Consider the following 23,980-nt stretch of genomic DNA (forward strand, 5'->3'; position numbering starts at 1 on the left):
GGGAGATGCAGCATGAACCGGGCATGGTGGAAAGAAGCCGTGGTATATCAGGTCTACTGGCGGAGCTTCCTGGATGCGAATGGGGACGGCATCGGGGATTTGGAGGGCTTGATGCTCAAGCTCGACTATATCAAAAGTCTGGGGATAGATGTCATCTGGCTTAATCCCATTTATGAATCGCCGGACAAAGATAACGGATATGACATAGCGGATTATTACCGCATTATGGCGAAAGCCGGAACGATGGAGCAGTTCAGGCAGTTGCTGGACAAGGTCCATGCACTGGGCATGAAGCTCATTATGGATCTGGTGGTTAATCATACATCAGAGCAGCATGCATGGTTTGAAGAGTCTCGTTCATCCCTCAATAATCCGAAACGCGACTGGTATATATGGAAGCCGGGGAAACAGGATAGCCCGCCGAACAACTGGCGCTCCTATTTTGAACCGTCGACCTGGACTTACGACGAGCGGACGGGAGAATATTATTTCCATTCCTTTGCGAAGGAACAGCCTGATCTGAATTGGGAAAATCCCGAACTGCGTCAGGAGATATACCGGATGATGCGTTTCTGGCTGGATCAGGGCATTGACGGCTTCCGCATGGATGTTATTAATCTGCTCGCCAAGCTGGAAGATTTCCCGGATGCGGAGCACCCGGAGAACATTGATTATCTGGGCAATAATCCGGGCATTCATGAATATTTGCAGGAAATGAACCGGGAGGTTCTCCAGCATTATGACATTATGACCGTAGGAGAGATTCCATTTGTCACACCTGAGGATGGTCTCTTGTATGTGGGCGACAACCGTAAAGAGCTGCATACGTTATTCCATTTCCAGGTGGCGGATGACATGCCTACTTGGGATCTGGCACGGTACAAGGAAATTCAGGAGAGCTGGTATGAAGCGTTCCGTAATGAAGGTTGGAACTCCCAGTTTCTGAACAATCACGATCACACAAGGCAGGTTTCGAGGTACGGCAATGATGGACAATACCGCGTGGAATCGGCCAAACAACTGGCGACCATGATTCATACTCTTCCGGGAACACCGTATGTATTCCAGGGAGAGGAGATCGGCATGACGGGTGTCCGGTTCTCTTCCATTGATGAATATCACGATATTGCAATGAAGAACAAATATAAGGAAGAAATCGGTAAAGGCCGTGCGCCAGATGAAGTCCTCCGAAGTCTTCAGCCGCTGAGCCGGGATAATTCCCGTACACCCATGCAGTGGAATGGCAGCAAGCACGCCGGTTTTACCGATGGGCAGCCGTGGATGCAGGTGAACCCCAACTATGAAGAGATTAATGTGGAGAGGGATTTGGCCGCGCAGGACTCCATATTTGCATATTATCAGCAGCTGATTGCCCTGCGTAAAACGCACGCGGTTATGGTCTATGGAGATTATCGTGACCAATCGGCAGGGGAAGAGCATGTATATGCATATAGCCGCAGTCTGGATGGAGAGACATGGCTTGTCATTCTCAATCATTCGGACCGGGAGCAGTCCTATCGTCTGCCTGCTTCATTCGCTGATCGAGCCACGAATGCCCGCTTGGTCATTGCCAATCTGGATCGGTCAACCTCGGAAGAGGTTAGAAGCGGCACCGTTCATTTGCTTCCTTATGAGGCGCTCATTTACTCCTTGTAATACATCGCAAGATCATCAGAGCCTGGCGGGGATTTCCCGTCAGGTTCTTTTATTTATCCCAACATTGGGGGACTAGTGTTATATTTTTTAGTAAGAAAAATGATTTTAGGAGATGCAATAATGAAGACTAAGGTTATACGTTATTATCGTTTTGGCGATCCTAGCGAAGTGCTGTACCTAGAGGAGAAGGAGTTAGTGCCCCCTGGCCCCGGTGAATTAGCGGTGAGGATGTGCGCTCGGCCTATTAATCCTTCAGATGTCATTCCCGTTCGAGGCGCATATCCGCATCGGACGGCATTGCCAGCTGTACCTGGGTTCGAGGGAGTGGGGATCGTGGAGGCAGTAGGACCGGGAGTATCTAATCAACTGTTAGGCCAACGCGTCTTACCGCTGAGAGGTGAGAACACGTGGCAAGAGGTGGTGAAAACGTTGGATCGACATGCGATCATTGTGCCTGATGATATTAATGATCAATCGGCAAGTCAGATCTACATTAACCCGATAACAGCTTGGCTGATATGTACGGATATACTTCATCTTACATACGGTGATATCTTGATTGTCAATGCCGGTGGTTCCGCGATTGGGCGAATCTTCGCCCAATTATCGAAGATTCTGGGATTCCACATGATTGCGCTTACAAGAAATAATTTCCATACGGTTGATTTATATCGCCTTGGGGCGTTCTCTGTTGTAAATACAATGGAAGGGTTGTTAGAGGAGAGAATTGCAGAATTAACGGAGGGGCGTGGCGCTAATGCGGCCGTCGACTGCATCGGAGGGGCAGATGGAGAGCAACTCGTGAGTTGTATAAGACCGTATGGCACCGTAATAAGCGTCGGACTGCTCTCGGGTATCTCACCGTTATGGCATGAGGTGACCCGCGGAACGCAAGTTAACGTTAAACTCTTTTGGCTAAAGCATTGGGTAGAGCGATGTTCGCAAGAACGATGGGAACAGGTATTCAATGAAGTGATTCAGTTAGTTCGGGAAGGGCGGCTATTGATGGCAAACATTGGGGCGACGTTTGGATTAGAATATGTGAAACAGGCCATTGCAGTCTCTGAATCGAGCATCGAGGGAAAGGTTCTTCTATTAAGTTAGTGCAATAGACTGTAAAAATATCGAAGCATAGGACGCTCTTCGTATTATGAGGTTAGCCAATAAATACTGGTTAATCTTTTTTTATTTTTCAAAAAAGGTACACAAAAGATACAAAATGAACTAAAATGAACTTATATGAACATTATCTGACTAACGAAAGGAATGGATTAATGATGCAAAACCGTTATGCTGCACACCCAAATGAAGTGAAAAACTATGATACCTCCCGTCTGCGCGAGGAATTTCTGATGGAGCAACTGTTTGCAACAGATGAATTGGTGACGGTATATTCCCATGTGGATCGTTATATTGTAGGAACGGCTGTACCTCAAAGCAAGGATATCGCACTTGAAGTGAATCTGAAGGATATCGGAACGAACTTTTTCCTGGAGCGTCGTGAAATCGGTATCATTAATGTTGGAGGCCACGGAACAGTGACAGCCGACGGTCAAGGATACGAAATTGGTGCCAAGGAATGCCTGTACATCGGAAGAGGTGTAAAAGAAGTTGTGTTCAAGAGCAGCGGCAAGGATCAGCCGGCTCAGTTTTATTTTGTATCCACACCAGCTCACCACACGTATCCAACAGTAAAAGCAACGCAAGAACAAGCTCAGCCGAACCACCTCGGCAGTATCGAAAGCTCGAACGAACGGACGATCTATCGCTATATCCACCAAGGAGAAGGCGGAATCCAGAGCTGTCAGCTGGTGATGGGTATTACGGAACTCGACAAGGGCAACATGTGGAATACCATGCCTGCACATACCCACAACCGCCGTTCCGAAGTATACTTGTATTTCAACCTGCCGGAAGATGGTGTCGTATTCCATATGATGGGCGAGCCAAACGAAACACGGCATTTGGTTGTGCGTGACCGTCAGGCCATCATCTCTCCTAGCTGGTCCATCCACAGTGGTGTTGGTACGAGCAGCTATACGTTCTGCTGGGCAATGGCTGGTGAAAACCAGACGTTCGAGGATATGGACGGCGTGGCGATGAAGGACCTGAAATAGGCGCGTAAATTCCAAAGAAACAGGAAGTTGATCTGTGATGAATCCATTGAAAAGACATGAAAAAATTATGGAGGCTCTGCTGGAACGGCAGGAAGTCACCGTTAGTGATCTGAGTGAACTGCTGCAGGTGACGGGCAAGACCGTGCGGGAGGATCTCGATAAGCTGGAAGGCATGGGATTGCTCGTACGTGTCCATGGGGGGGCGATGCTGGCTCAGAACGACCAGTATGGCATCCTGACGAGTCGAGGGGCTACGGAAAAGCATCATTCGGAGAAAACGGAGATTGCCGAGCGAGCCCTTGCTTATATCCGGCCAGGAGATATTGTTGCGCTGGACGGCGGAAGCACCACGTTGGAGATGGCGAAGCGTATGGACAATCAGCCCATTACCGTGGTAACCAATGATCTGTTCATTATTGCTGAGCTGACCAAAAAGGAGCAGGTGCGACTGGTTGTGCCCGGCGGAGCAAGAGTCCGCAATATGCTGGTGGGAGACGATACAGCTGCCTTCATTTCCGGTCTCAACATTCACAAAGCGTTTATCTCAACGACGGCACTTCATCCGGAATTTGGACTTTCTATATATACAGGCGATCTGGTGCCGCTAAAAAAAGCAATGATCTCTGCTTCACAGCAGGTCTATGGCGTCGTGGATCATTATAAATTCGGACAATTTGCCCTTCGGACTTTTGCACACTGTTCGGAGTTGGACTGCATCATCAGCGATAGTCGCTTGGATGAGGAGACAGCAGCCCTTTACAGGCAAAATGGTATCGAAGTGGATTATCAGAGCTGATCTTCAGTTTCACAGTGGTTACATGACTGCCGAGGCTGAATGACACGGTTTGCAACTCAATAACCATGCGGAGGAATCATTCATGAACCCATTTGATTTAAGCGGACAAGTTGCACTTGTCACTGGTACATCAGGAGGTCTTGGACAAGGAATGGCGATTGGTCTTGCGGAAGCCGGGGCAGATGTTGTGCTGGTGTCTTACTCCAATCCATCGGAAACAGCACGTGCTATTGAGGCTCTCGGACGCAAAGCGTATGTGATTGAAGCTGATTTGAGCCGTGAGGATGAACTGACCGGGGTGTTTGAAAAGGCATTAGCCTTTCAGGGGAGAATTGATATTCTGGTCAATAATGCGGGAATTATTCGTCGTACACCTGCAGCCGATCACGGTCAGCAGGACTGGCATGATGTCATAGGTCTTAACCTGAATACGGTATTTTTCCTGAGCCAGTTGGCCGGCAGACATATGATTGAACGGGGAAGTGGCAAGATCATTAACATTGCCTCCATGCTGTCTTATCAGGGTGGAATTAATGTACCGGGATACACGGCCAGTAAACATGGGGTAGCCGGTTTAACGAAAGCACTCGCAAATGAATGGGCAGGCAAAGGTGTTCAGATCAACGGGATTGCACCAGGCTACATGGAAACAGACAATACGACTCAGATTCGCGCCGATGAGAATCGGTATCGTGACATCACGGCACGGATTCCGGCTGGACGCTGGGGAACACCTGAGGATCTGAAAGGTCCGGTTGTTTTCCTGGCATCGGCGGCATCGGACTATTTGAATGGTCATGTACTGAATGTGGATGGCGGCTGGATGGCTCGTTAATCCTGTCAGTGATCAATGGCAAAGGAGGCAGTGATATGAAACTTGGTATTCTTGCGCATACGTTTGGTAAACAGCCTACAGCGCAGCTTGCACAGACTATCGCGGATAACGGATTCAATTCGGTACAGTTGGCATTAGCCAAGGCGTTATCGGATGTGGACTCGTCCAATGGCAAGCTGAGCCCTGGACTGGCGAATGAGATCGGAGATCAATTTGCACAGCGCGGAGTCAAGATTGCGGTACTAGGCTGCTATATTAACCCGATTGATCCTGATCCTGTGGCCCGTCGTGCAGACATTGATCGATTCAAGGAGCATCTGCGTTATGCCCGAGATTTCGGTTGCAGCATGGTGGCAACGGAGACGGGGGGCCTGGATACGTATCGCGACTCTCATCCAGACGGATATGAAGAAAAGGCGTGGACGGTGCTGCGGGAGACGGTAGAGGAACTGGTGGAAGAGGCGGAAAAGTGGGGCGTTCATGCGGCGATCGAGCCTGTATCTACCCATACACTTCATACGCGTGAACATATGATTCGTCTGTTTGAAGAAATTCCTTCATCCAATCTGGGCATGCTGTTCGATCCTTGTAATCTGATCAAACAACCGCATGTGGCTGATCAGCCCGCATTCCTGCGTGAAGTGATGGAAACGCTGTATCAGCGCATCATTGTCATTCATGCCAAAGATGTGGCTTTCAATGCACAGGGTGATAAGTTCAATCCGGTGCCGGGTGAGGGCATTCTGGATTACCCGTTATTTTTTGAACTATTGAAGACGTATAAACCACATATCGATATTTCACTAGAAGGGGTAACGGCGGAGGAAGCTGTTCCAGCGGCCAAGCATTTACGTGAGATATGGAGTGGCGTTCGGGTATAAACGGTAAAGAGTCGGCAGCAGCCTGGCAGTTGAATCGTTGCAAAAAGTTCCGGAAAACCTTTGCGGGAGCAAAGGTTTTTTTGGTATAGCGGTCCTCGTAGTACATAATTAATATTTCTTATCGGAAAAATCGGAAATACTTCTTTTCAAAAGCGACATCTTGTGAGAGAATATGGAAAACATACGCCACCATGTCATGACATCTAGGGATTTGCCAAACGTATAAGTTAAGGGAGGAAACAGATTTATGTCAAACGAACGTGAGCTTTCATTTGAAACATTGGCAATTCATGCCGGCCAAGAGATTGATCCGACCACCCATGCACGTGCTGTACCGTTGTACCAAACAACATCCTACGGATTCCGTGATACGGAGCATGCAGCCAATCTGTTTGGATTGAAAGAGTTTGGCAATATCTATACACGTCTGATGAATCCGACCACGGATGTCTTCGAACAACGTATTGCTGCACTTGAGGGAGGTGCGGGTGCACTGGCTACCGCTTCCGGTCAGGCAGCGATTACGTTCTCCCTCTTAAATATCGCAGGTGCGGGAGACGAGATTGTTTCCGCAGCGAGTCTGTATGGAGGAACGTACAATCTGTTCTCAACCACACTACCGAAACTTGGCCTGGATGTAAAGTTTGTAGATTCCAGTGATCCTGAGAATTTCCGGGCGGCGATTACGGAGAAGACCAAAGCATTGTACGCTGAAACGATCGGTAATCCGCAAGGCAACGTCCTGGACATTGAAGCTGTGGCAGCTATCGCCCATGAACATGGCATTCCTTTGATTGTAGACAATACATTCCCAAGTCCATATCTGCTTCGTCCAATCGAGCATGGAGCTGATATTGTCGTTCATTCGGCTACCAAATTTATTGGCGGTCACGGTACTTCCATTGGTGGAGTTATTGTAGACAGCGGTAAATTCGACTGGAAAGCGAGTGGCAAGTTCCCGGGACTGACAGAACCGGATGCCAGCTATCATGGTGTTGTATATACGGAAGCGGTTGGACCGATTGCTTATATTATCAAAGCTCGTGTGCAATTACTGCGCGACTTTGGTGCAACGATCTCACCTTTCAATTCATGGTTGCTCATTCAAGGATTGGAGACACTGCATCTGCGGGTTGAACGCCATAGCAGCAACGCACTGGCTGTGGCGAAATATCTGGAGAAGCATGCAGATGTGGAATGGGTAAGCTACGCAGGTTTGCCGAGTCACCCTTCCTATGAATTGGCACAGAAGTATTTGCCGAAAGGCCAGGGAGCCATTCTGACTTTTGGTATCAAAGGCGGCGTGGATGCAGGACGCAAACTGATTGAAAATGTGAAGCTGTTCTCCCACCTTGCGAACGTAGGTGACTCCAAGTCACTGATCATTCACCCGGCTAGTACGACGCACCAACAGCTGACAGAAGATGAGCAGACTGCAGCAGGCGTTAATCCTGAGCTAATTCGTCTATCTATAGGTACAGAGAATATTCAGGATATCCTCTACGATCTGGAGCAAGCCATTAAGGCTAGCCAGCAATCAAGCGTTAGTGTTTAATTCATAACGTTAATAAATCCATTACCACGAGCCGCTTGTCCTTATGGACGAGTGGCTTTTTTTAATTTGCATCGGCTAAGATGAAAAACCTATTTACAAATGCAGAGCACAGGCATATAATGAAGCTAGAGTTGTATTAGGTAAAAAAAATTGCATAAGTACAAAAATGATTATCATTCTCATTCAAAATGAGTTTGAAAATCATTCAATAACCATGCTGCTGCGGGATTCCCGCAGCAGCATGTGTCATTTTTAGGGGATTAACAATGGCTCTCATTCTCAATACGACTTCAAAAAAGGGGACATGGATGCAGCAAAATGCAATCCACAACCCGACAATCAGAAAGGATTGTGATTCATATGCAAGCGATACATCAACCTATTCAAACCAAAGCGAAAGCTGAACAGCGCTCTGCCAACACACCAGGTCCGGGCCGGGGGCGCAAACCAGATTTTCGGGCCATGCTGCGCAACAAGGAAATGCAAGCTGCACTGGGCAGTGGACTTTTGATGCTTATTGCCTGGGTGACGGCATCATGGTCTAATCCGTTATCCGTAGTACTGTATATTGTTGCTTATGCCATAGGTGGATGGACCAAGGCCAAAGAAGGCATAGAGACTTTGGTCAAGGATCGTGATCTCGATGTGAACCTGCTCATGATTGCAGCAGCGTTGGGAGCGGCAGCCATCGGCTACTGGAATGAAGGCGCCATGCTGATCTTTATTTTTGCGTTAAGTGGTGCACTCGAAAGCTATGCAACGGAGCGTAGTCACAAAGATATTTCATCGCTGCTGGCGCTCAAACCGGAAACGGCGCTGCGTATTGAGGACGGGAAAATGAATCTTGTATCCATCGATGATTTGCAGCCGGGGGATCTGTTGCTGGTCAAACCGGGCGAACTGGTTCCGGCAGATGGTGTCGTGTACCGGGGTAGCTCTTTTATCAATCAGGCCTCGATTACAGGCGAATCCTTACCTGTAGACAAAATTGCTGGTGACGAAGTATTTGCAGGTACCGTGAACGGCGAAGGCGCTCTATATGTGGAGGTAACCAAATCCGCTGAAGGATCGTTGTTTGGCAGAATCATTAAACTGGTGGAAGAAGCGCAGACGGAAGTGCCGGATTCCCAACGCTTTATTGAGCGTTTCGAGGGAGTATACGCTCGTATTGTTGTCGCTGTAACGGTGCTGGTAATTGCGGGAACACCGCTATTGCTTGGTTGGACGTGGAATGAGGCGTTTTATAAAGCAATGGTCTTTCTGGTTGTAGCTTCACCTTGTGCCCTGGTTTCTTCCATTATGCCGGTCATGTTATCAGCGATGTCCAGCAGTGCACGTCGCGGTATTCTCTTCAAGGGTGGCGCTCATGTGGAGAACATGGCCCAGACCCAGGTGGTTGCTTTTGATAAAACGGGGACATTGACGATGGGTACACCACAGGTGACCGATATTATAACGGCAGACGGATATGACCGGGCTCAGTTGTTGGGTGCGGTAGCTGCCATTGAGAATCTTTCGATGCACCCACTGGCTCGGGCCATTGTGGAGCAGGCAAGCAAGGAGGACCTCAACCTCCCAATTGCTGAACAGGTTCAGGCGCTGACGGGCTGGGGGATTGAGGGGAAAGTAGACGGTGTGCTCTGGAAAATTGGCAAAACGGATGAGTTAGATACGCATCATATCAGTGAGGTAAATAACGCAAATCATATAGAGAAGCAATTAGCTGCTTGTGATATGAATGATCTTGCTGTGTGGCATGGCATACGTGCCCAACTTGAGGGAGAAGGCAAGACCGTGTCTGCCATAACAGCGAACGGGAAGATGGCCGGACTGATCGCGATGAGGGACACTGTGCGCCCACAAGCGGCCGCAGCGGTAAAAATGCTGGAAGCGATGGGTGTGAAGGTGGCTATGCTGACAGGTGATCGTCCTGAATCGGCAGCAGTAATCGCCCGTGAGACAGGTGTGAGCCTAGTGTACGCAGGTCTGTTGCCCGAAGATAAAGTGAAGCAGGTGCATCTACTTCGCGAACAGTATGGGCAAGTGTTAATGGTTGGGGATGGTGTGAATGATGCGCCTGCACTTGCAGCGGCAACGGTTGGCATGGGGATGGGGGTATCAGGCAGCGGCACGGCACTGGAAGTAGCGGATGTTGTACTGATGAATGACAATATTGAAGAAATCGCCTGGGTGATCAGGCAAGCTCGCCGGGCCCAGCGGACGGTGAAGCAGAATATGTTTTTTGCCATCACGGTAATTCTGGCTCTAATCGCGGGTAACTTCTTACAAGATGTTGCATTGCCATTGGGCGTGGTAGGCCATGAGGGCAGCACGATCCTGGTTATTCTGAATGGACTAAGACTGCTGCGGTAAGTAAATCCATTTGAAAACGACGGCGTTTGAACCTTGGGTCAGCGGGTAATGATTCGAAGAGACGATTCCAGAGGAACGTTCCACACGGAATATGACTTAGGGAACGTTGTTATTACAACATTACCAAGCAGATCGGTAATTTGCCGCTGCAACGATATGACAATCAAGGGAGCTGTGAATAATGGGACGTTACGTACAAGTGGAACCGAATGTGAGTGTATTTGTTGAAGATATTGGTCAAGGAACACCGGTTGTCTTTTTGCACGGCTGGCCAGTTAATTATAAAATGTTCGAATATCAATTAAATGTACTGCCGAATCAAGGCATTCGTGTCATTGCAATAGATTTCAGAGGTTATGGCAAGTCGGACGCTCCGTCCACAGGTTATGACTACGACCGGATGGCGGACGATGTTCGTGCCGTTATCGATGACCTGGAGTTGACCGACGTGGTGCTTGCAGGCTTCTCCATGGGTGGAGCGATTGCCGTGCATTATATGGCCCGCCATGCGGGACATGGTGTATCCAAGCTGGCACTATTGTCTGCGGCGGCACCAGTGTTCACGCAGCGTGAGGGTTATCCATATGGACTTACTCCGGCGCAGCTCACCGAGCAGATTATTGAGCCGATCTTCGCAGATCGTCCGAAGCTGCTGGAGACGTTTGGCGGCATGTTTTTCGCGAAGCAGCACAGCCAGCCGTTTATGGATTGGTTCCATGCACTCGGTATGGAAGCCTCGTCTTACGCTACGATCTCCAGTGCAATTGCACTCCGAGATGAGGATTTGCGAGGTGACCTGAGTTCGATTCAGGTACCTACAGCCATTTTGCACGGGAAGAAGGATGAGATATGTCCGTTTGAATTCGCCGAGGAGATGCACAAAGGCATTGCCGGTTCTCAATTGATTGCTTTTGAGGAGAGCGGTCACGGGGCGTTCTATGATGAATTGGAAAAATTCAATGCCGAACTGATTCGATTTATCAAATCCGGAATCTGATCGTTAATCGACCTTTACAGATCGTTTCAACTATTCATTGAATCTTCATTTGTGAACAAAAAAAGAACCTGGAAGTTCAGCGAGCTGCTGTGCTTTCAGGTTTTTTTGCCGTCCATTCTTGTGTTCATGTGGGGGCTGTTCTTTGTTCTTTCCATTAAAAGAGTTCAGTCAGCCCAATCATCGTGATCAGTCCGAGCAAAAAGGAAACCGTTGCCGCCCGTGCGTTGCCGTCGCCGTGGCTTTCGGGAATCAGTTCCTTGTACACGATGAACATCATCGCACCCGCTGCAAAGGCAAGACCATAAGGAACCAGACCGGACACCAGACTACTGAGTGTGTAACCAATCATGGCTGTAACAATTTCAACTGCGCCAGTCAGCGTGGCGATACCGAGCGCTTTGAAGCGACCGATGTTCTGATTGACGAGGAAGAGGGCGACCAGGAATCCTTCCGGCGCATTCTGCAATCCAATGGAAAAGGCAATCAGATTGCCAAGTCCTGCGTCACTGCTTGCGTAGCTGACACCTACCGATAACCCTTCGGGCAGGTTATGCATGGTGATGGCTGCAATAATCATGAAGGCTTTGGCTTCAATTTTGAAAGGCATCTTCTCGGGATTTTCCAGATCCACATGGGGAATCTTCATCTCCAGTACAAGCAGAACCATGCTGCCCAGCATGATACCAAGGGCAAGTACGAACAAATTGGATTGCCCGAGTGCTTCCGGTATGAGATTGTACACCGAGGCAGAGGTCATGATGCCTGCTGCGTAGGCAAGCAAAATATCACGCAGACGGTGAGTTACTTTGCGCATAAATAGAATAGGTATGGCCCCAAGGCCGGTAGACATGGCTGAGATAAAGCTGCCAATGAGTGCATCGTTCATGCTTCCATTTTCCCTCCTGATGAAGACTTCTTCATAATCGCTGCCGAGCATTGACACCGTACATAAAAGAGATCATAATGAACAACAGATTAGAATGATTATAAATTAGAATTCCGTTTCTGCATAGGTTAATTGTCATAACGGGCAGTTCATGTGGACATGATGTAGGCTTTCGTTCTAGTGTATGCAAAAGCATTTGCTTTTGATGCCGGAGAGCCTGACCTTTTTGCAGAACCCGGGGGAGGAACTATACATGTATAAATCAATTATTATTGGAACAGGCCCTGCAGGGCTGACAGCAGCAATCTATCTGGCACGTGCCAACTTGAACCCACTCGTTATTGAAGGACCACAACCTGGTGGTCAACTGACAACAACAACAGAAGTGGAGAACTTCCCAGGTTTCCCTGACGGTATTATGGGTCCTGAACTGATGGACAATATGCGCAAACAAGCAGAACGCTTCGGTGCAGAATTCCGTACAGGCTGGGTAAACAACATCGATATGAGCGAGCGTCCATTCAAAATTCAGGTTGAAGGCATGGGTGAACTCGTATCCGAAACCTTGATCCTGTCTACGGGCGCATCTGCTAAATACCTTGGTATTCCTGGAGAAGAAACGAATGTGGGCCGTGGTGTCAGCACTTGTGCGACATGTGACGGATTCTTCTTCCGCAACAAAGAAATCATCGTTATTGGCGGTGGCGACTCCGCGCTGGAGGAAGCGAGCTTCCTGTCCCGTTTCGGTTCCAAAGTAACCCTGGTACACCGTCGTGAAGAACTGCGTGGCTCCAAAATCATGCAGGATCGTGCACGCAGCAATGAGAAAGTGGAAATGGCATTGAACCGTACCCCTCTGGAAGTGTTGGCTGGCGACAACGGCGTAACAGGATTGAAAGTACTGAACAACGAAACAGGTGAAGAAGAAATCATTCCTGCTAGTGGTGTATTCGTAGCGATTGGTCACACACCAAACACTGGATTCCTGGGCGGACAGATCACAACCGACGAACACGGTTATATTCTGACTACACCGGGAACATCCGAAACCAATATCCCAGGCGTATTCGCTTGTGGTGATGTACAGGATACCCGTTACAAACAAGCGATCACAGCAGCAGGTAGCGGATGTATGGCTGCGATGGATACAGAGAAATATATTGAGAGCTTGGAGCATAGCGCAGTAGTCCTGTAAGGGAAGAGCTGTTTTGAGCAATAGATCAGTCTATAAAATAACAATATGAGGTGAATCAACATGGAAAACGTAATTGTATACACATCGACCAACTGCCCAAACTGCAAATCGGTAAAAAGCTTCCTGGCTGACAAAGGCATCTCTTATGAAGAGCGCAACATCGAGACAAGCGATGAGTTCGCACAACAAGTATGGGACATGGGCGTACGTGCCGTACCTCTGACTATCATTGGTGAACACCGCATTCTGGGTATGAACAAAACTCAATTTGCTAAAGCGCTTGACGCTTAATTTACCCTCTATAGGGTAAGTTCAAGTCACATGCAGCTATTCCGGTTCGCGCGAGCCGTTTGAATATATATTGGAGAAGCCTTGGTCCGAATCAGGACTGAGGCTTCTTTTATCTTCAACATGAAAAATCCCCTTTCACAGCTACAATAGAGCACATGTTTCATGAACTCTTTTGTGGATGTAAAAAGGGATTTGACGGTAAAATGAAACATATTTTATCTAGAAAAAGATACTCATAAAGGTCTGAAATACTACATACACCAGTACGCCTGACAGCATGTACATGAAACCAGCCTTCTTTTTGCTCTGAAACAATCGAAGTATGCCAAGGCTGAACAGCGGCGCAAGCACGATCAGGAACAGGAGTACGGTGACAAACATTTGCGCCGAGATATCTGAAGTATCCACGTAGGTCACGAATTTTCACTCCGTTTCGTCATCGGAATTAACACAGCGACATTCATGCCGCCATGACAAAAATCACATAACCCTATTATACCTCTGGATTTCTTTAACAAAAAGGGAGGAAATGGGGCAAAATGATGTCAATTTTCAGCGGTTATTAGACGGAAACTCTTATTTTACCTAGAAATTGGGAAATTGCTGAGTAAGCGGCACCAACACGTGTGGACCGACTGCCCAGAGCAGCCCATTCTATCTGCAAACTGCGGCGGTGATAGGGCAACGTACGCTCCTCCACCACTTGTTTCAGCGCCGTTTCAATCCAGGGTCCTGCTTCAGAGAGAGGGCCGCCGATAATAATGCGCTCAGGATTGAAACTGTTAACGATATTGGTGATGCCAACTCCCAGTTTGCGGCCAATTTCCTGGTATAGCTTCAATACATCTTCATGGCCTTGCTGTGCATAATCAATCAATTCCCGTGTCGTATGTGCCGGCAAAAGCAACTGATGATCCGGGTGCTCATAAGCTTTCTCCGAAGCATATAACTCCCAGCAGCCACGATTGCCACAGGAGCAAGGTCTGCCCTCTGCTTCAATGGACATATGGCCTGTTTCTCCTGCATATCCCCAGGCTCCTTTGTACAGCTCGCCATCCACCATAATGCCTGAACCGATCCCGATGCCTGCACTAATGTAAATCAGATGACGTACACCGATGCCTGCACCAAAATTCAATTCTCCATGCGCACCTGCATTCGCTTCATTGTCGATCGTGACAGGTAACTCGAATACTTCTTCCAGCATGGCACGCAGGGGAACCTTCTCCCACCCCAAGTTGGGTGCAAACAGCACCGTTCCTTCCTCGTCCACCATGCCCGGTACCCCGATCCCAATACCAATTACCCCGTGAGGGGAGGGAGGGGCTGCCTGAATCAGATGTTCTGCTGCAAGTTTCAACTGTTCAAATACAGAGGACACATCATGATGTTCCAACTTAACGGCATATTCTGTGATGATGTGACCTTCCAGATCGGTAAGCACACCTTTTAAGTGGGTCACGCTAAGTTCCAAGCCTACGGCATATCCCGATGTACCGCGAAATAGCAGCATGAGAGGTTTGCGTCCACCGCTGGATTCCCCAGGGCCAATTTCCTGCAAAAGCTCATCATTGATCAGATCGGCAACCAGATTGGATACCGTTGCTTTATTCAGCCCTGTAATCTCGGATACCCGTGCACGGGAGAGGGGGGCATGACGCCGTATCGTATCCAGGACGATCGACTTGTTTATTTTTTTGACCAGCATCTGGTCTCCGGTAATTTTCATATCCATATGGCACTCCTATTCTTCTAAAAAAGGGTTCAGACCCGCAATCCGTAAACAAGCTATTCGACTATTATAGCGTAAACAAACGAGCAAAAAAAATTTTATTTTTACTTTGTTTAACCAATAGACAAAGTATAACTGATGTGTTAGGATAACGTTGTAAACGATTACTTTCAAAACTATTGAGGAGGCATTTACCATGGCCTATTTTGAATCCGTTAATAAAATTTCATTCGAAGGTAAAGATTCCACGAATCCATTTTCTTTTAAACATTATAATCCGGAAGAAGTTGTAGCTGGCAAATCGATGGAAGAGCACTTCCGTTTCGGCATGGCTTATTGGCATACATTAACAGCGGGCGGTAGTGACCCGTTTGGTGCAGAAACTGCTGTTCGTTCTTGGGATAAATACTCCGGTCTGGACCTCGCGAAAGTCCGCGTGGAAGCGGCATTTGAATTTTTGGAAAAAATGAATCTCCCGTTCTTCTGTTTCCACGATGTGGACATCGCACCAGAAGGCAACAGCCTGCGTGAGTTCTACAGCAACATTGATACGATTGTTGACCTGATTGAAGATCACATGAAATCCAGCGGCAAAAAATTGCTCTGGAATACAGCGAACATGTTCTCCAACCCACGCTTCATGTTTGGAGCAGCTTCCACTTGCAACGCAGATGTGTACGCTCACGCTGCAGCGCAAATCAAGAAAGGTCTGGAAGTGGGTAAACGTCTGGGCGCAGAAAACTATGTGTTCTGGGGCGGTCGTGAAGGTTATGACACATTGCTCAACACAGACATGCAGCTGGAGCAAGACAACATTGCTCGCATGTTCCACATGGCAGTAGACTACGCGAAGGAAATTGGCTTTGATGCACAATTCCTGATTGAGCCTAAACCGAAAGAGCCAACGAAACACCAATACGACTATGATGCAGCAACTTCCATTGCCTTCCTGCAAAAATACGGTTTGGACAAACACTTCAAACTGAACCTGGAAGCTAACCATGCAACACTGGCTGGTCACACATTTGATCACGAGATCCGCGTTGCCCGTACAAACGGTATGCTCGGTTCCCTCGATGCCAACCAAGGCGATATGCTGATCGGCTGGGATACGGATGAGTTCCCGGTTGATATGTACGATGCTACATTGACAATGTACGAAGTATTGAAAAACGGCGGTATCGGCCGTGGTGGTGTGAACTTCGACGCCAAAGTACGTCGTGGTTCCTTCGAAGCAGACGATCTGTTCCTCGCACACATCGCTGGTATGGATACGTATGCTAAAGGTTTGAAAGTAGCAGCGAAATTGATTGAAGATCGCGTATTTGATGACTTCATCGAAAAACGCTACAGCAGCTTCAGCGAAGGTATCGGTGCTGATGTGGTTGCAGGTAAAGCAACACTGGCTTCCCTTGCAGAATACGCGCTGAACAACGAAAGCCCACGCAAAAATCAATCCGGACGTCAGGAATTGCTGAGAGCAAAACTCAACCAATACATCCTGGCTGACTAATACCGGTTAAGCTTTGGGTGTGGAAGATTGTGAACCAACGAATACGTTTTGCCTGTAGTGACGCTTGTGCAGGAGTATAACAAAGTGTGCACGCCAGCATAGCCTAAGCTTGTACCACGGAACGCCTGAACAAGCATGACATTCGGACCGTCCCCGACTTTCCCCTGGGAAGGCGGGGACGGTTTTTTGATACCTAAGCCAATGATACATGAGTGACCTACAGGCGTATCAAGGTTTCATTTATAACCAATGACGAATCAAGGTCATTGGATCAATCTTTCCGCTATAAGAACGAGTACGTTTTTACTGTTTTGATATAAATGTTTGTCTAAGATGGTGCATGCAGAACGGAGTGAGCAGAAAGGACCCGGAGGAAGCAAAGCGGTCGCATTTATCCCCGGATTTCTCCCTTGCCAAAGGGTATAAAGGAAATCCGGGGGTAACGGCGATCCGAGGGTTTTCTGATCACGGAGTGCCCACATGAGCATCAAAGTTTCATTTATACAATCCTGTTACAAACGAGAGGAGTTAACTCATGAGTTACGTAATTGGTGTCGATCTGGGAACCAGCGCAGTGAAAACGGTGCTGGTTAACCGTGAAGGAAAAGTGGCATTTGAAGCGTCCGAGGCTTATCCGCTGTACCAGCCCAAAGCTGGATACAGTGAGCAAAACCCCGAGGATTGGGTAGAGCAGACGATTGTTTCACTGCGCAAATTGCTGGAGGTGTCCGGCGTGCATCCTTCGGAAATCGAAGGGCTGAGTTTCTCCGGACAGATGCATGGATTGGTGCTGGTGGATGCCGAGGGTAAACCGCTGCGCAATGCCATCCTGTGGAACGATACACGGACAACGGCTCAGTGCCGTCGCATTGAGAAAGTACTGGACGGGAAATTGTTAAGTATTGCCCGTAACCGTGCGCTCGAAGGTTTTACTCTGCCCAAAATCCTGTGGGTACAGGAGAACGAGCCGGAATTGCTGCAACAGGCCGCTCTGTTCCTGTTACCGAAGGACTATGTGCGGTATCGCCTGACAGGTGATTATGCCATGGATTATTCGGATGCAGCGGGCACTTTGCTGCTGGATGTTGCAGGCAAGCAGTGGAGCAAGGAAATCGCGGAAGCTTTTGAACTGCCGTTATCCTTGTGCCCACGACTTGTGGAGTCATTTGAGGAAGTAGGCACATTGCTGCCTGAGATTGCGGATCAAACCGGACTTGCAGCCGCTACGAAAGTATATGCAGGCGGTGCGGACAATGCATGCGGAGCCATCGGTGCAGGCATTCTGAGTGAAGGACAGACGATGTGCAGCATCGGAACGTCCGGGGTAGTGCTTTCCTATGAAGAGCGTAAAGATCTCGATTTTGAAGGCAAAGTGCACTTTTTTAACCATGGCGAGAAAGATGCCTTCTATATTATGGGAGTAACGCTTGCGGCAGGATACAGCCTGTCCTGGTTCAAGGATACGTTTGCGGCGGACAAATCATTTGATGTGCTTTTGCAGGGCATTGATGCGATTCCAGCGGGAAGCAACGGGTTGTTGTTCACGCCTTATATCGTTGGCGAGCGTACACCGCACCCGGATGCAAACATTCGTGGCAGCTTTATCGGTATGGATGCCGGTCATAAGCTGGAGCATTTTGGACGTGCAGTGATGGAGGGCATTACGTTCTCTCTGCGGGAGTCCATCGATATTCTGCGTAACGCTGGCAAAACGGTCAACGAAGTGATCTCCATTGGTGGTGGTGCCAAAAATGAAGCTTGGCTGCAAATGCAGGCCGATGTCTTCAATGCAACCATTGTGAAATTGGAAAGTGAGCAGGGCCCAGCAATGGGCGCAGCCATGTTGGCAGCTTATGGCTGTGGGTGGTTCCCATCTTTGCAGGACTGTGCAGCAGCATTCATTCGTCCTGCCAAATCCTATACGCCTAACCCGGAAGTGGTTAAGGTATATGATGAACTGTTCGCGCTGTATCAGGATGTGTACGGGCAAACGCGCAGCCTGAATGACCGTTTGGCCGAGTACCGTTAATTCAATGTTTTCCGGTAGGGTAATGACTTAAGGTCATTCAATATGAATTCAGTTAAATATTAAACCAATGAAATATTACATTAAGGAGGCACCTGCGAAAGCGGGTGCCTTTTTTGTCGTTGTCCGGAGAAAAGAAGGACATTTCGTTTTTGAAGGTTCCTAAACGTCATGAAAGGTTTCCCTGCCAGACATAACCCTGTTCCAGACGCGCATAGATTAAATATTGAGGTTAGTAGAGGTTCAGCCAATTAATTATCCATAACACATCAGTTATTACGTGTGACAGACTCAGCCTGGAGGTGTGGAGTTGGAAGATCGTGAAGAAACCACAAGGCCGCATGTCACCTTGTCCATGATTGTCCGCAATGAAGAGCACAGGTATCTCAGACAGGCGCTCGAAACTCACCGACCGTGGATTGATCGTGCAGTGATTATTGACGACGGCAGTACGGACCATACCGTCGCTTTATGCCAGGAAATGCTGGAGGGAATTCCGCTTACGTTGATTGTGAACCCGGGCTCCCTGTTTGCAGACGAGGTAAGTTTACGCAAGCAGCAGTGGGAGACGACGGTGGCTACCGGACCGGAATGGATTTTAAACCTGGATGCGGATGAAATTCTGACAACCGATTTTGGTGCTGTTCGGAATCAACTGTTGAGTGGAACGGAGGACGCCATTTATTTCAGGTTGTTTGATATGTGGAGCGATACACATTACCGGGAAGACCAATATTGGCAGGCTCATGCGTATTATCGGCCATTTCTGGTCAGATACCGCCCGGAATGGACCTATGAATGGAAGGAAACTCCGCAGCACTGCGGCCGTTTTCCGCTAACGATTCAGCATTTTGCCTATGGATGTCATTCCCCTCGGGTGAAGCATTATGGCTGGGCGCGTGCAGAGGACCGGATTCGTAAATATGAGCGCTATCAGGAACTTGACCCGGATGCGAGATATGGCTGGAAGGAACAGTACGAGTCCATTTTGGATGCAGAGCCAAGACTTCTGCAATGGTCGGAATAAGGGAAGGAGGACATTAGATTTGAAGAAGGAAAAAGAAAAAGGCAAAGAAGAGCCAAAGGAAAAGATTCTTATCGCCAGCCCTGTTCGGCAGACGGCAGCGGTACTCCATGAATTTCTCCAGTCCCTGGAATCGCTTGAGCGAACGGCGGTAACAACCGACTATCTGTTTGTGGACGATAATGAAGAAGAAGCGGCATCCAATATGCTCCATGAGTTTGTCCTTCGGTACGAAGGTAACCTTATGGATGCCAATGTAGATGAAGCAGATGCCAATCAGGGAAAAGGAATATACAACAAGGACGAGGGCGGGCATTATTGGCGCGACGAACAGATCTGGCGGGTGGCGGGTCTGAAAAATCGGATATTGGCATACGCCCGTGACCAGAAGTACGATGCCGTGTTCCTGATTGATTCCGATCTCGTCCTGCATCCTCGCACATTGGAACAGCTCGTTTCAAACAGGAAGGATATTGTTTCCAATATCTTCTGGACACGATGGCAGCCGGGCACAAGGGAAATGCCACAAGTCTGGTTGCAGGATGAGTACGCCCTGTTTCGCAAGGGAGGCAAACGCAATGCAGGGGAGGAAGCAGAGGACGAAGGTACACAAACGGATACATTCCTGAGGCAATTGCGTACGCCGGGTTGTTATGAAGTGGGGGGCTTGGGGGCCTGTACCCTTATTCGCAGGAATGTATTAGAGTCCGGGGTTTCGTATAACCAGATTCCGAATGTATCTTTCTGGGGAGAAGATCGCCATTTTTGCATCCGTGCTCAGGCATTGGGGTTCCGTTTATATGTGGATACACATTATCCGGCCTATCACATCTACCGACTATCGGAATTGCCGGGAGTAGCTGCTTTTAATCGCAGAGCCAAACGCGGAGAGGAATCGATCCGTATTTCGCTGTGTATGATTGTGAAAAATGAAGAGGCTTCCCTCGCCAGATGTCTGGACTCGGTTAACGGGATCGCTGACGAGATTGTGATTGTAGATACGGGTTCGACGGACCAGACGCGTCAGATCGCAGCTCGTTATACGGACCGCATCATCGATTTTGAATGGGTGGATGATTTTGCGGCAGCAAGGAACTTTGCCTTTGAACAAGCAACAAGTGAATATATACTATGGCTGGATGCAGATGATGTGTTTGAACCGGATGATCGTGTGAAGCTCATTGAACTGAAGCGTTCCCTGGACCCTGCTGTGGATAGTGTCACGATGGATTATCATCTGTCCTTTACGGCGGAGGGGAAGGTGGCATATAGTCTCAGGCGGAACCGGCTGGTGCGGCGGGATCGGAATTATCGCTGGTTTGGTGCAGTGCATGAATATCTGGAAGTGGCCGGTCATCTGCTGCATAGCGACGTGGCAGTCACGCATAAGAAAGATAAGGAATACACGGATCGCAATCTAAAGATTTATCGTAAACGCGAACAGGCAGGGGAGGAATTCTCTCCGCGTGATTTATATTATTTTGGCAATGAATTGAAAGACCACGGGCATCTTGAAGATGCGGTGCAGTACTATGGAAAATTTCTGGACACCGGGCTGGGATGGGTGGAGGATCAGATTGCGGCATGCCAGAAGATAGCTGATTGCGAAGCAGCGCTTGAACGTTCGGAAAAGGAAATCTCGGCATTGCTGAGATCCTTTGCCTTTGATTTGCCGAGGGCCGAGATTTGCTGCCGATTGGGTGGATATTTTGCCGATCGTGCCGATTACCGCAAAGCCTTATACTGGTATGAACAGGCGACCCGCGCCGTACGCCCGACCGATCCAATGGTAGTATTGAATGAGGCTGCCTGGACATGGATGCCGCATTTGCAATTGTGTGTGTGTTATGACCGGATGGGTAATCGGGCGAAAGCCAAAGAGCACAATGACATTGCTTTGATGTACCATCCGACACATCCCAGCATGTTGTATAACGATCGGTATTTTAAGGATCTTGAGAAAGATAATAGTGTGCTGGAAAAAGCCTAAAGCGAACCTCTCTTTTGGAATAAAGAGGATGGATAATCCCTTTTCCATGGAGAGGTTTTTGTGTTTCTATTTAACTGTCTGCCGGAAACTTGGATGCACACTCTCTCACAAGAAATTGGATCAAATGATTACATCCAGGGGACGATATGCTTTACAATAGTGACTAACGGAAAAGCGGTGATAACGAATACTTGTCTTCGGCTGCCGAATCTATGAAACAAGGGGAAGTTGGCATGAATCTGACGGAAGTATTATTGGAATCGAGATTGGTAGCTATTGTGCGTGGTATTAGCCGGGAATCTGCTCAGGCAGCAGGGCAGGGGATGACTGATGGGGGAATCCGTCTGATGGAAGTGACGCTGAACACGCCTGGGGCACACGATATTATTGCAGACTGGCGTGCAAGGCATGAGGGTAAGGCTTATATCGGAGCGGGCACGGTACTCAATGTGCAGATGGCCAAAGAAGCCGTTGCAGCGGGCGCTCAATTTCTCGTGTCTCCTAATGTCGATCTGTCCGTTATTGAATATGCTGTAGAACATGGCGTGGAGATCTGGCCCGGAGCGATGACTCCAACGGAGATTGTGGCTGCCTATGAAGCAGGAGCAAGAGTGGTGAAGCTGTTCCCCATGGCGAGTCTGGGCATTCCGTATTTACGTGAAATCAAGGCACCACTAAATCATATTCCACTGCTTGCAACAGGCGGAGCAACACTGGATAACATTACGGATTATTATGCTGCGGGTGCGGCGGCAGTGGGGCTTGGAAGTGCACTTTTACCACGAGAAGCACTTGCAGCAGGGAATGATGAGCATATTGCTACTTGCACTCGTGCTTTTGTGGAAATAGCGAAAATCAAGGATTGAACCTTGAAGCCAACGCAAGTGGATTACACTCATCAGGTTATATATTAAGAAGTGCTTCTGAACCAAATAGATAATATAAGAAGTGATGTGGATTAACGTCCTGTTAACCTTGCTGTCGTATGATGGAGTCAGGCCAGAAAACGGAGAGGAGTGACACCAGTGAAAGCTAAAACGATGATTGGCGGGATGATTGCGGTTGCCGCGGTAACTGCGGGTGGTTTATGGAAGGCAGCGGTGAAGAGTCAGACCCCCAAAAAGATTCCGATTACGCTCACACCGCCCATGCCATTTGAAGATATAACCTTCGAGAGTGGAGGCGGGCGAGTCCATGGCTGGTTCATTCCGGCTGGAGCTCATGTCCCGAAGCCTTGGCCTTTGATTATTATTGCACATGGATGGGGCTCCAATCGATCACGTGTCCTCCGTTATGCTCGTCCCATTTGGGAAGCAGGTTATGCGCTCTTTATGTACGATGTTCGAAGCCATGGAGCCAGTGATCCAGTTAAAGCAGCTTCAGCTTACCTATTCCGCGATGATCTGCTGTCAGCATTGCAATATACATCCTCACGGCCGGAAATTGATCCAGCAGCAATCGGTGTGCTTGGGCACTCCTTGGGCGGACTAGGCACGATCCTCGCTGTGACGGAGGGTATTCCTGTATCTGCGGTGATCACGGACTCCATGCCATCCCAATTCGAGGTTATCGTCAGTTCGGAGCTGAGGCGCCGGCGTCTGCCTCTGTTCCCCCTGGCCCAGCTGATTCCACGAATCTGGTTCTGGCGGCTTGGTGAATCTCTGAAAACATATCGCCAGCGTGATCCAGTCATGCTGCTGAATGAACGGCGGAAAGGCATGCAGCTGCCGATGCTTATGGTACATTCCAAAGGTGATAACTTTATTCCACCGAGCGAACTTGAATATTTTATGTCCAAAGCGGACCCGCCCGTGGAGCATCTGTGGGTCAATAGCGGTGGCCATAGCTGTTCAGAGGAGGATCCTGCGTTCTGGAATACGGTGATTCCCTTCTTGAAAACTCATGTACAGGTGCAGGCTCAGTCCAATGAATCTGTTATACCGAACGTCAATATAGAGAAAATTCAGCCCACTTGATGCTCAGGCTGATCCTCGAAACGCCAACCCGGTTGGCGTTTTTTTGCTGTTTCTATACAATATGCAGAAATTCACATTTGTAAAATTGTTGGGAAAATGACGATTAAAAAGGAAGCTTATGGTATCATAGAATAGAC

General features: G+C 48.5%; 20 protein-coding genes and 1 pseudogene. 18 read left to right on the forward strand and 3 right to left on the reverse strand.

Annotated features, from left to right (window positions below):
- Window positions 1–12 precede the first annotated feature (12 nt).
- The 9 genes from BMY78_RS28970 (at window position 13) to BMY78_RS29010 (ending at window position 11,210) form a co-directional block, all read left to right on the forward strand.
- Window positions 13–1,656: an alpha-glucosidase gene (locus BMY78_RS28970; RefSeq protein ID WP_090904691.1), complete on the forward strand. Its 1,644-nt coding sequence runs from the start codon at window positions 13–15 to the stop codon at window positions 1,654–1,656.
- Between the two features lie 120 nt (window positions 1,657–1,776).
- Entirely contained in the window at window positions 1,777–2,760 is a 984-nt protein-coding gene (locus BMY78_RS28975; protein ID WP_090904692.1) for a zinc-dependent alcohol dehydrogenase family protein, read from the forward strand.
- Between the two features lie 173 nt (window positions 2,761–2,933).
- The gene (gene kduI / locus BMY78_RS28980; protein WP_053779017.1) at window positions 2,934–3,773 is read left to right on the forward strand and encodes a 5-dehydro-4-deoxy-D-glucuronate isomerase; all 840 of its coding nucleotides are present in this window, start codon (window positions 2,934–2,936) and stop codon (window positions 3,771–3,773) included.
- A 37-nt stretch (window positions 3,774–3,810) separates the two neighbouring features.
- A complete protein-coding gene (locus tag BMY78_RS28985; protein ID WP_167434846.1) occupies window positions 3,811–4,569 on the forward strand; it encodes a DeoR/GlpR family DNA-binding transcription regulator in 759 nt (252 codons plus the stop codon).
- 82 nt (window positions 4,570–4,651) lie between these two features.
- Window positions 4,652–5,404 (forward strand): 2-dehydro-3-deoxy-D-gluconate 5-dehydrogenase KduD, encoded by a 753-nt coding sequence (kduD, locus tag BMY78_RS28990; protein ID WP_053779016.1) that lies wholly within the window; start codon window positions 4,652–4,654, stop codon window positions 5,402–5,404.
- A gap of 35 nt (window positions 5,405–5,439) precedes the next feature.
- Window positions 5,440–6,285 carry a sugar phosphate isomerase/epimerase family protein gene (locus tag BMY78_RS28995; RefSeq protein ID WP_090904694.1) on the forward strand — a complete coding sequence of 282 codons (846 nt, stop codon included), beginning with the start codon at window positions 5,440–5,442 and terminating at the stop codon, window positions 6,283–6,285.
- Window positions 6,286–6,532: 247 nt separating this feature from the next.
- On the forward strand, window positions 6,533–7,840 hold the full coding sequence (locus BMY78_RS29000) for a homocysteine synthase (protein ID WP_090904695.1): 1,308 nt from the start codon (window positions 6,533–6,535) through the stop codon (window positions 7,838–7,840).
- Between the two features lie 360 nt (window positions 7,841–8,200).
- Window positions 8,201–10,213, forward strand: coding sequence for a heavy metal translocating P-type ATPase (locus BMY78_RS29005; protein ID WP_090904759.1), 2,013 nt, complete (start codon window positions 8,201–8,203; stop codon window positions 10,211–10,213).
- Window positions 10,214–10,394: 181 nt separating this feature from the next.
- The gene (locus tag BMY78_RS29010) at window positions 10,395–11,210 is read left to right on the forward strand and encodes an alpha/beta fold hydrolase (protein WP_090904696.1); all 816 of its coding nucleotides are present in this window, start codon (window positions 10,395–10,397) and stop codon (window positions 11,208–11,210) included.
- Window positions 11,211–11,364: 154 nt separating this feature from the next.
- Here BMY78_RS29010 and BMY78_RS29015 read toward each other — a convergent pair whose 3' ends face one another.
- Window positions 11,365–12,096, reverse strand: a complete 732-nt coding sequence (locus BMY78_RS29015) for a ZIP family metal transporter (protein ID WP_053779008.1) — start codon at window positions 12,094–12,096, stop codon at window positions 11,365–11,367.
- A gap of 253 nt (window positions 12,097–12,349) precedes the next feature.
- Here BMY78_RS29015 and trxB point away from each other — a divergent pair, with 253 nt between their 5' ends.
- Window positions 12,350–13,291, forward strand: coding sequence for a thioredoxin-disulfide reductase (trxB, locus tag BMY78_RS29020; protein WP_076291238.1), 942 nt, complete (start codon window positions 12,350–12,352; stop codon window positions 13,289–13,291).
- 60 nt (window positions 13,292–13,351) lie between these two features.
- Entirely contained in the window at window positions 13,352–13,582 is a 231-nt protein-coding gene (locus BMY78_RS29025; RefSeq protein WP_090904697.1) for a glutaredoxin family protein, read from the forward strand.
- A gap of 219 nt (window positions 13,583–13,801) precedes the next feature.
- Here BMY78_RS29025 and BMY78_RS29030 read toward each other — a convergent pair whose 3' ends face one another.
- Both BMY78_RS29030 and BMY78_RS29035 read right to left on the reverse strand, forming a co-directional pair.
- Window positions 13,802–13,999 (reverse strand): hypothetical protein, encoded by a 198-nt coding sequence (locus BMY78_RS29030; protein WP_053779005.1) that lies wholly within the window; start codon window positions 13,997–13,999, stop codon window positions 13,802–13,804.
- Window positions 14,000–14,144: 145 nt separating this feature from the next.
- Window positions 14,145–15,311, reverse strand: a complete 1,167-nt coding sequence (locus BMY78_RS29035) for an ROK family transcriptional regulator (RefSeq protein ID WP_090904760.1) — start codon at window positions 15,309–15,311, stop codon at window positions 14,145–14,147.
- A 199-nt stretch (window positions 15,312–15,510) separates the two neighbouring features.
- On the opposite strand from BMY78_RS29035, the gene xylA reads away from it, so the two are divergent.
- From xylA to BMY78_RS29065, 7 genes and pseudogenes are all read left to right on the forward strand, one after another.
- Window positions 15,511–16,827 (forward strand): xylose isomerase, encoded by a 1,317-nt coding sequence (gene xylA, locus BMY78_RS29040; protein ID WP_090904698.1) that lies wholly within the window; start codon window positions 15,511–15,513, stop codon window positions 16,825–16,827.
- 535 nt (window positions 16,828–17,362) lie between these two features.
- Window positions 17,363–18,856, forward strand: coding sequence for a xylulokinase (gene xylB, locus BMY78_RS29045; protein WP_090904699.1), 1,494 nt, complete (start codon window positions 17,363–17,365; stop codon window positions 18,854–18,856).
- Window positions 18,857–19,163: 307 nt separating this feature from the next.
- The gene (locus tag BMY78_RS29050) at window positions 19,164–19,880 is read left to right on the forward strand and encodes a glycosyltransferase family 2 protein (RefSeq protein WP_339846310.1); all 717 of its coding nucleotides are present in this window, start codon (window positions 19,164–19,166) and stop codon (window positions 19,878–19,880) included.
- Window positions 19,846–20,370 (forward strand): annotated as a pseudogene (locus tag BMY78_RS33820) (hypothetical protein); the annotation flags it as partial. The gene BMY78_RS29050 and the pseudogene BMY78_RS33820, both read left to right, overlap by 35 nt.
- 423 nt (window positions 20,371–20,793) lie before the next feature.
- Complete coding sequence (locus tag BMY78_RS33825) at window positions 20,794–21,867, forward strand: glycosyltransferase (protein WP_371129205.1); 1,074 nt, start codon at window positions 20,794–20,796, stop codon at window positions 21,865–21,867.
- Between the two features lie 233 nt (window positions 21,868–22,100).
- Entirely contained in the window at window positions 22,101–22,733 is a 633-nt protein-coding gene (locus BMY78_RS29060; RefSeq protein WP_090904701.1) for a bifunctional 4-hydroxy-2-oxoglutarate aldolase/2-dehydro-3-deoxy-phosphogluconate aldolase, read from the forward strand.
- 159 nt (window positions 22,734–22,892) lie between these two features.
- Entirely contained in the window at window positions 22,893–23,843 is a 951-nt protein-coding gene (locus tag BMY78_RS29065) for an alpha/beta hydrolase (protein ID WP_256222506.1), read from the forward strand.
- Window positions 23,844–23,980: the final 137 nt, after the last annotated feature.

The sequence above is a fragment of the Paenibacillus sp. OK076 genome (genome assembly GCF_900110055.1).
Taxonomy (GTDB): Bacteria; Bacillota; Bacilli; order Paenibacillales; family Paenibacillaceae; genus Paenibacillus.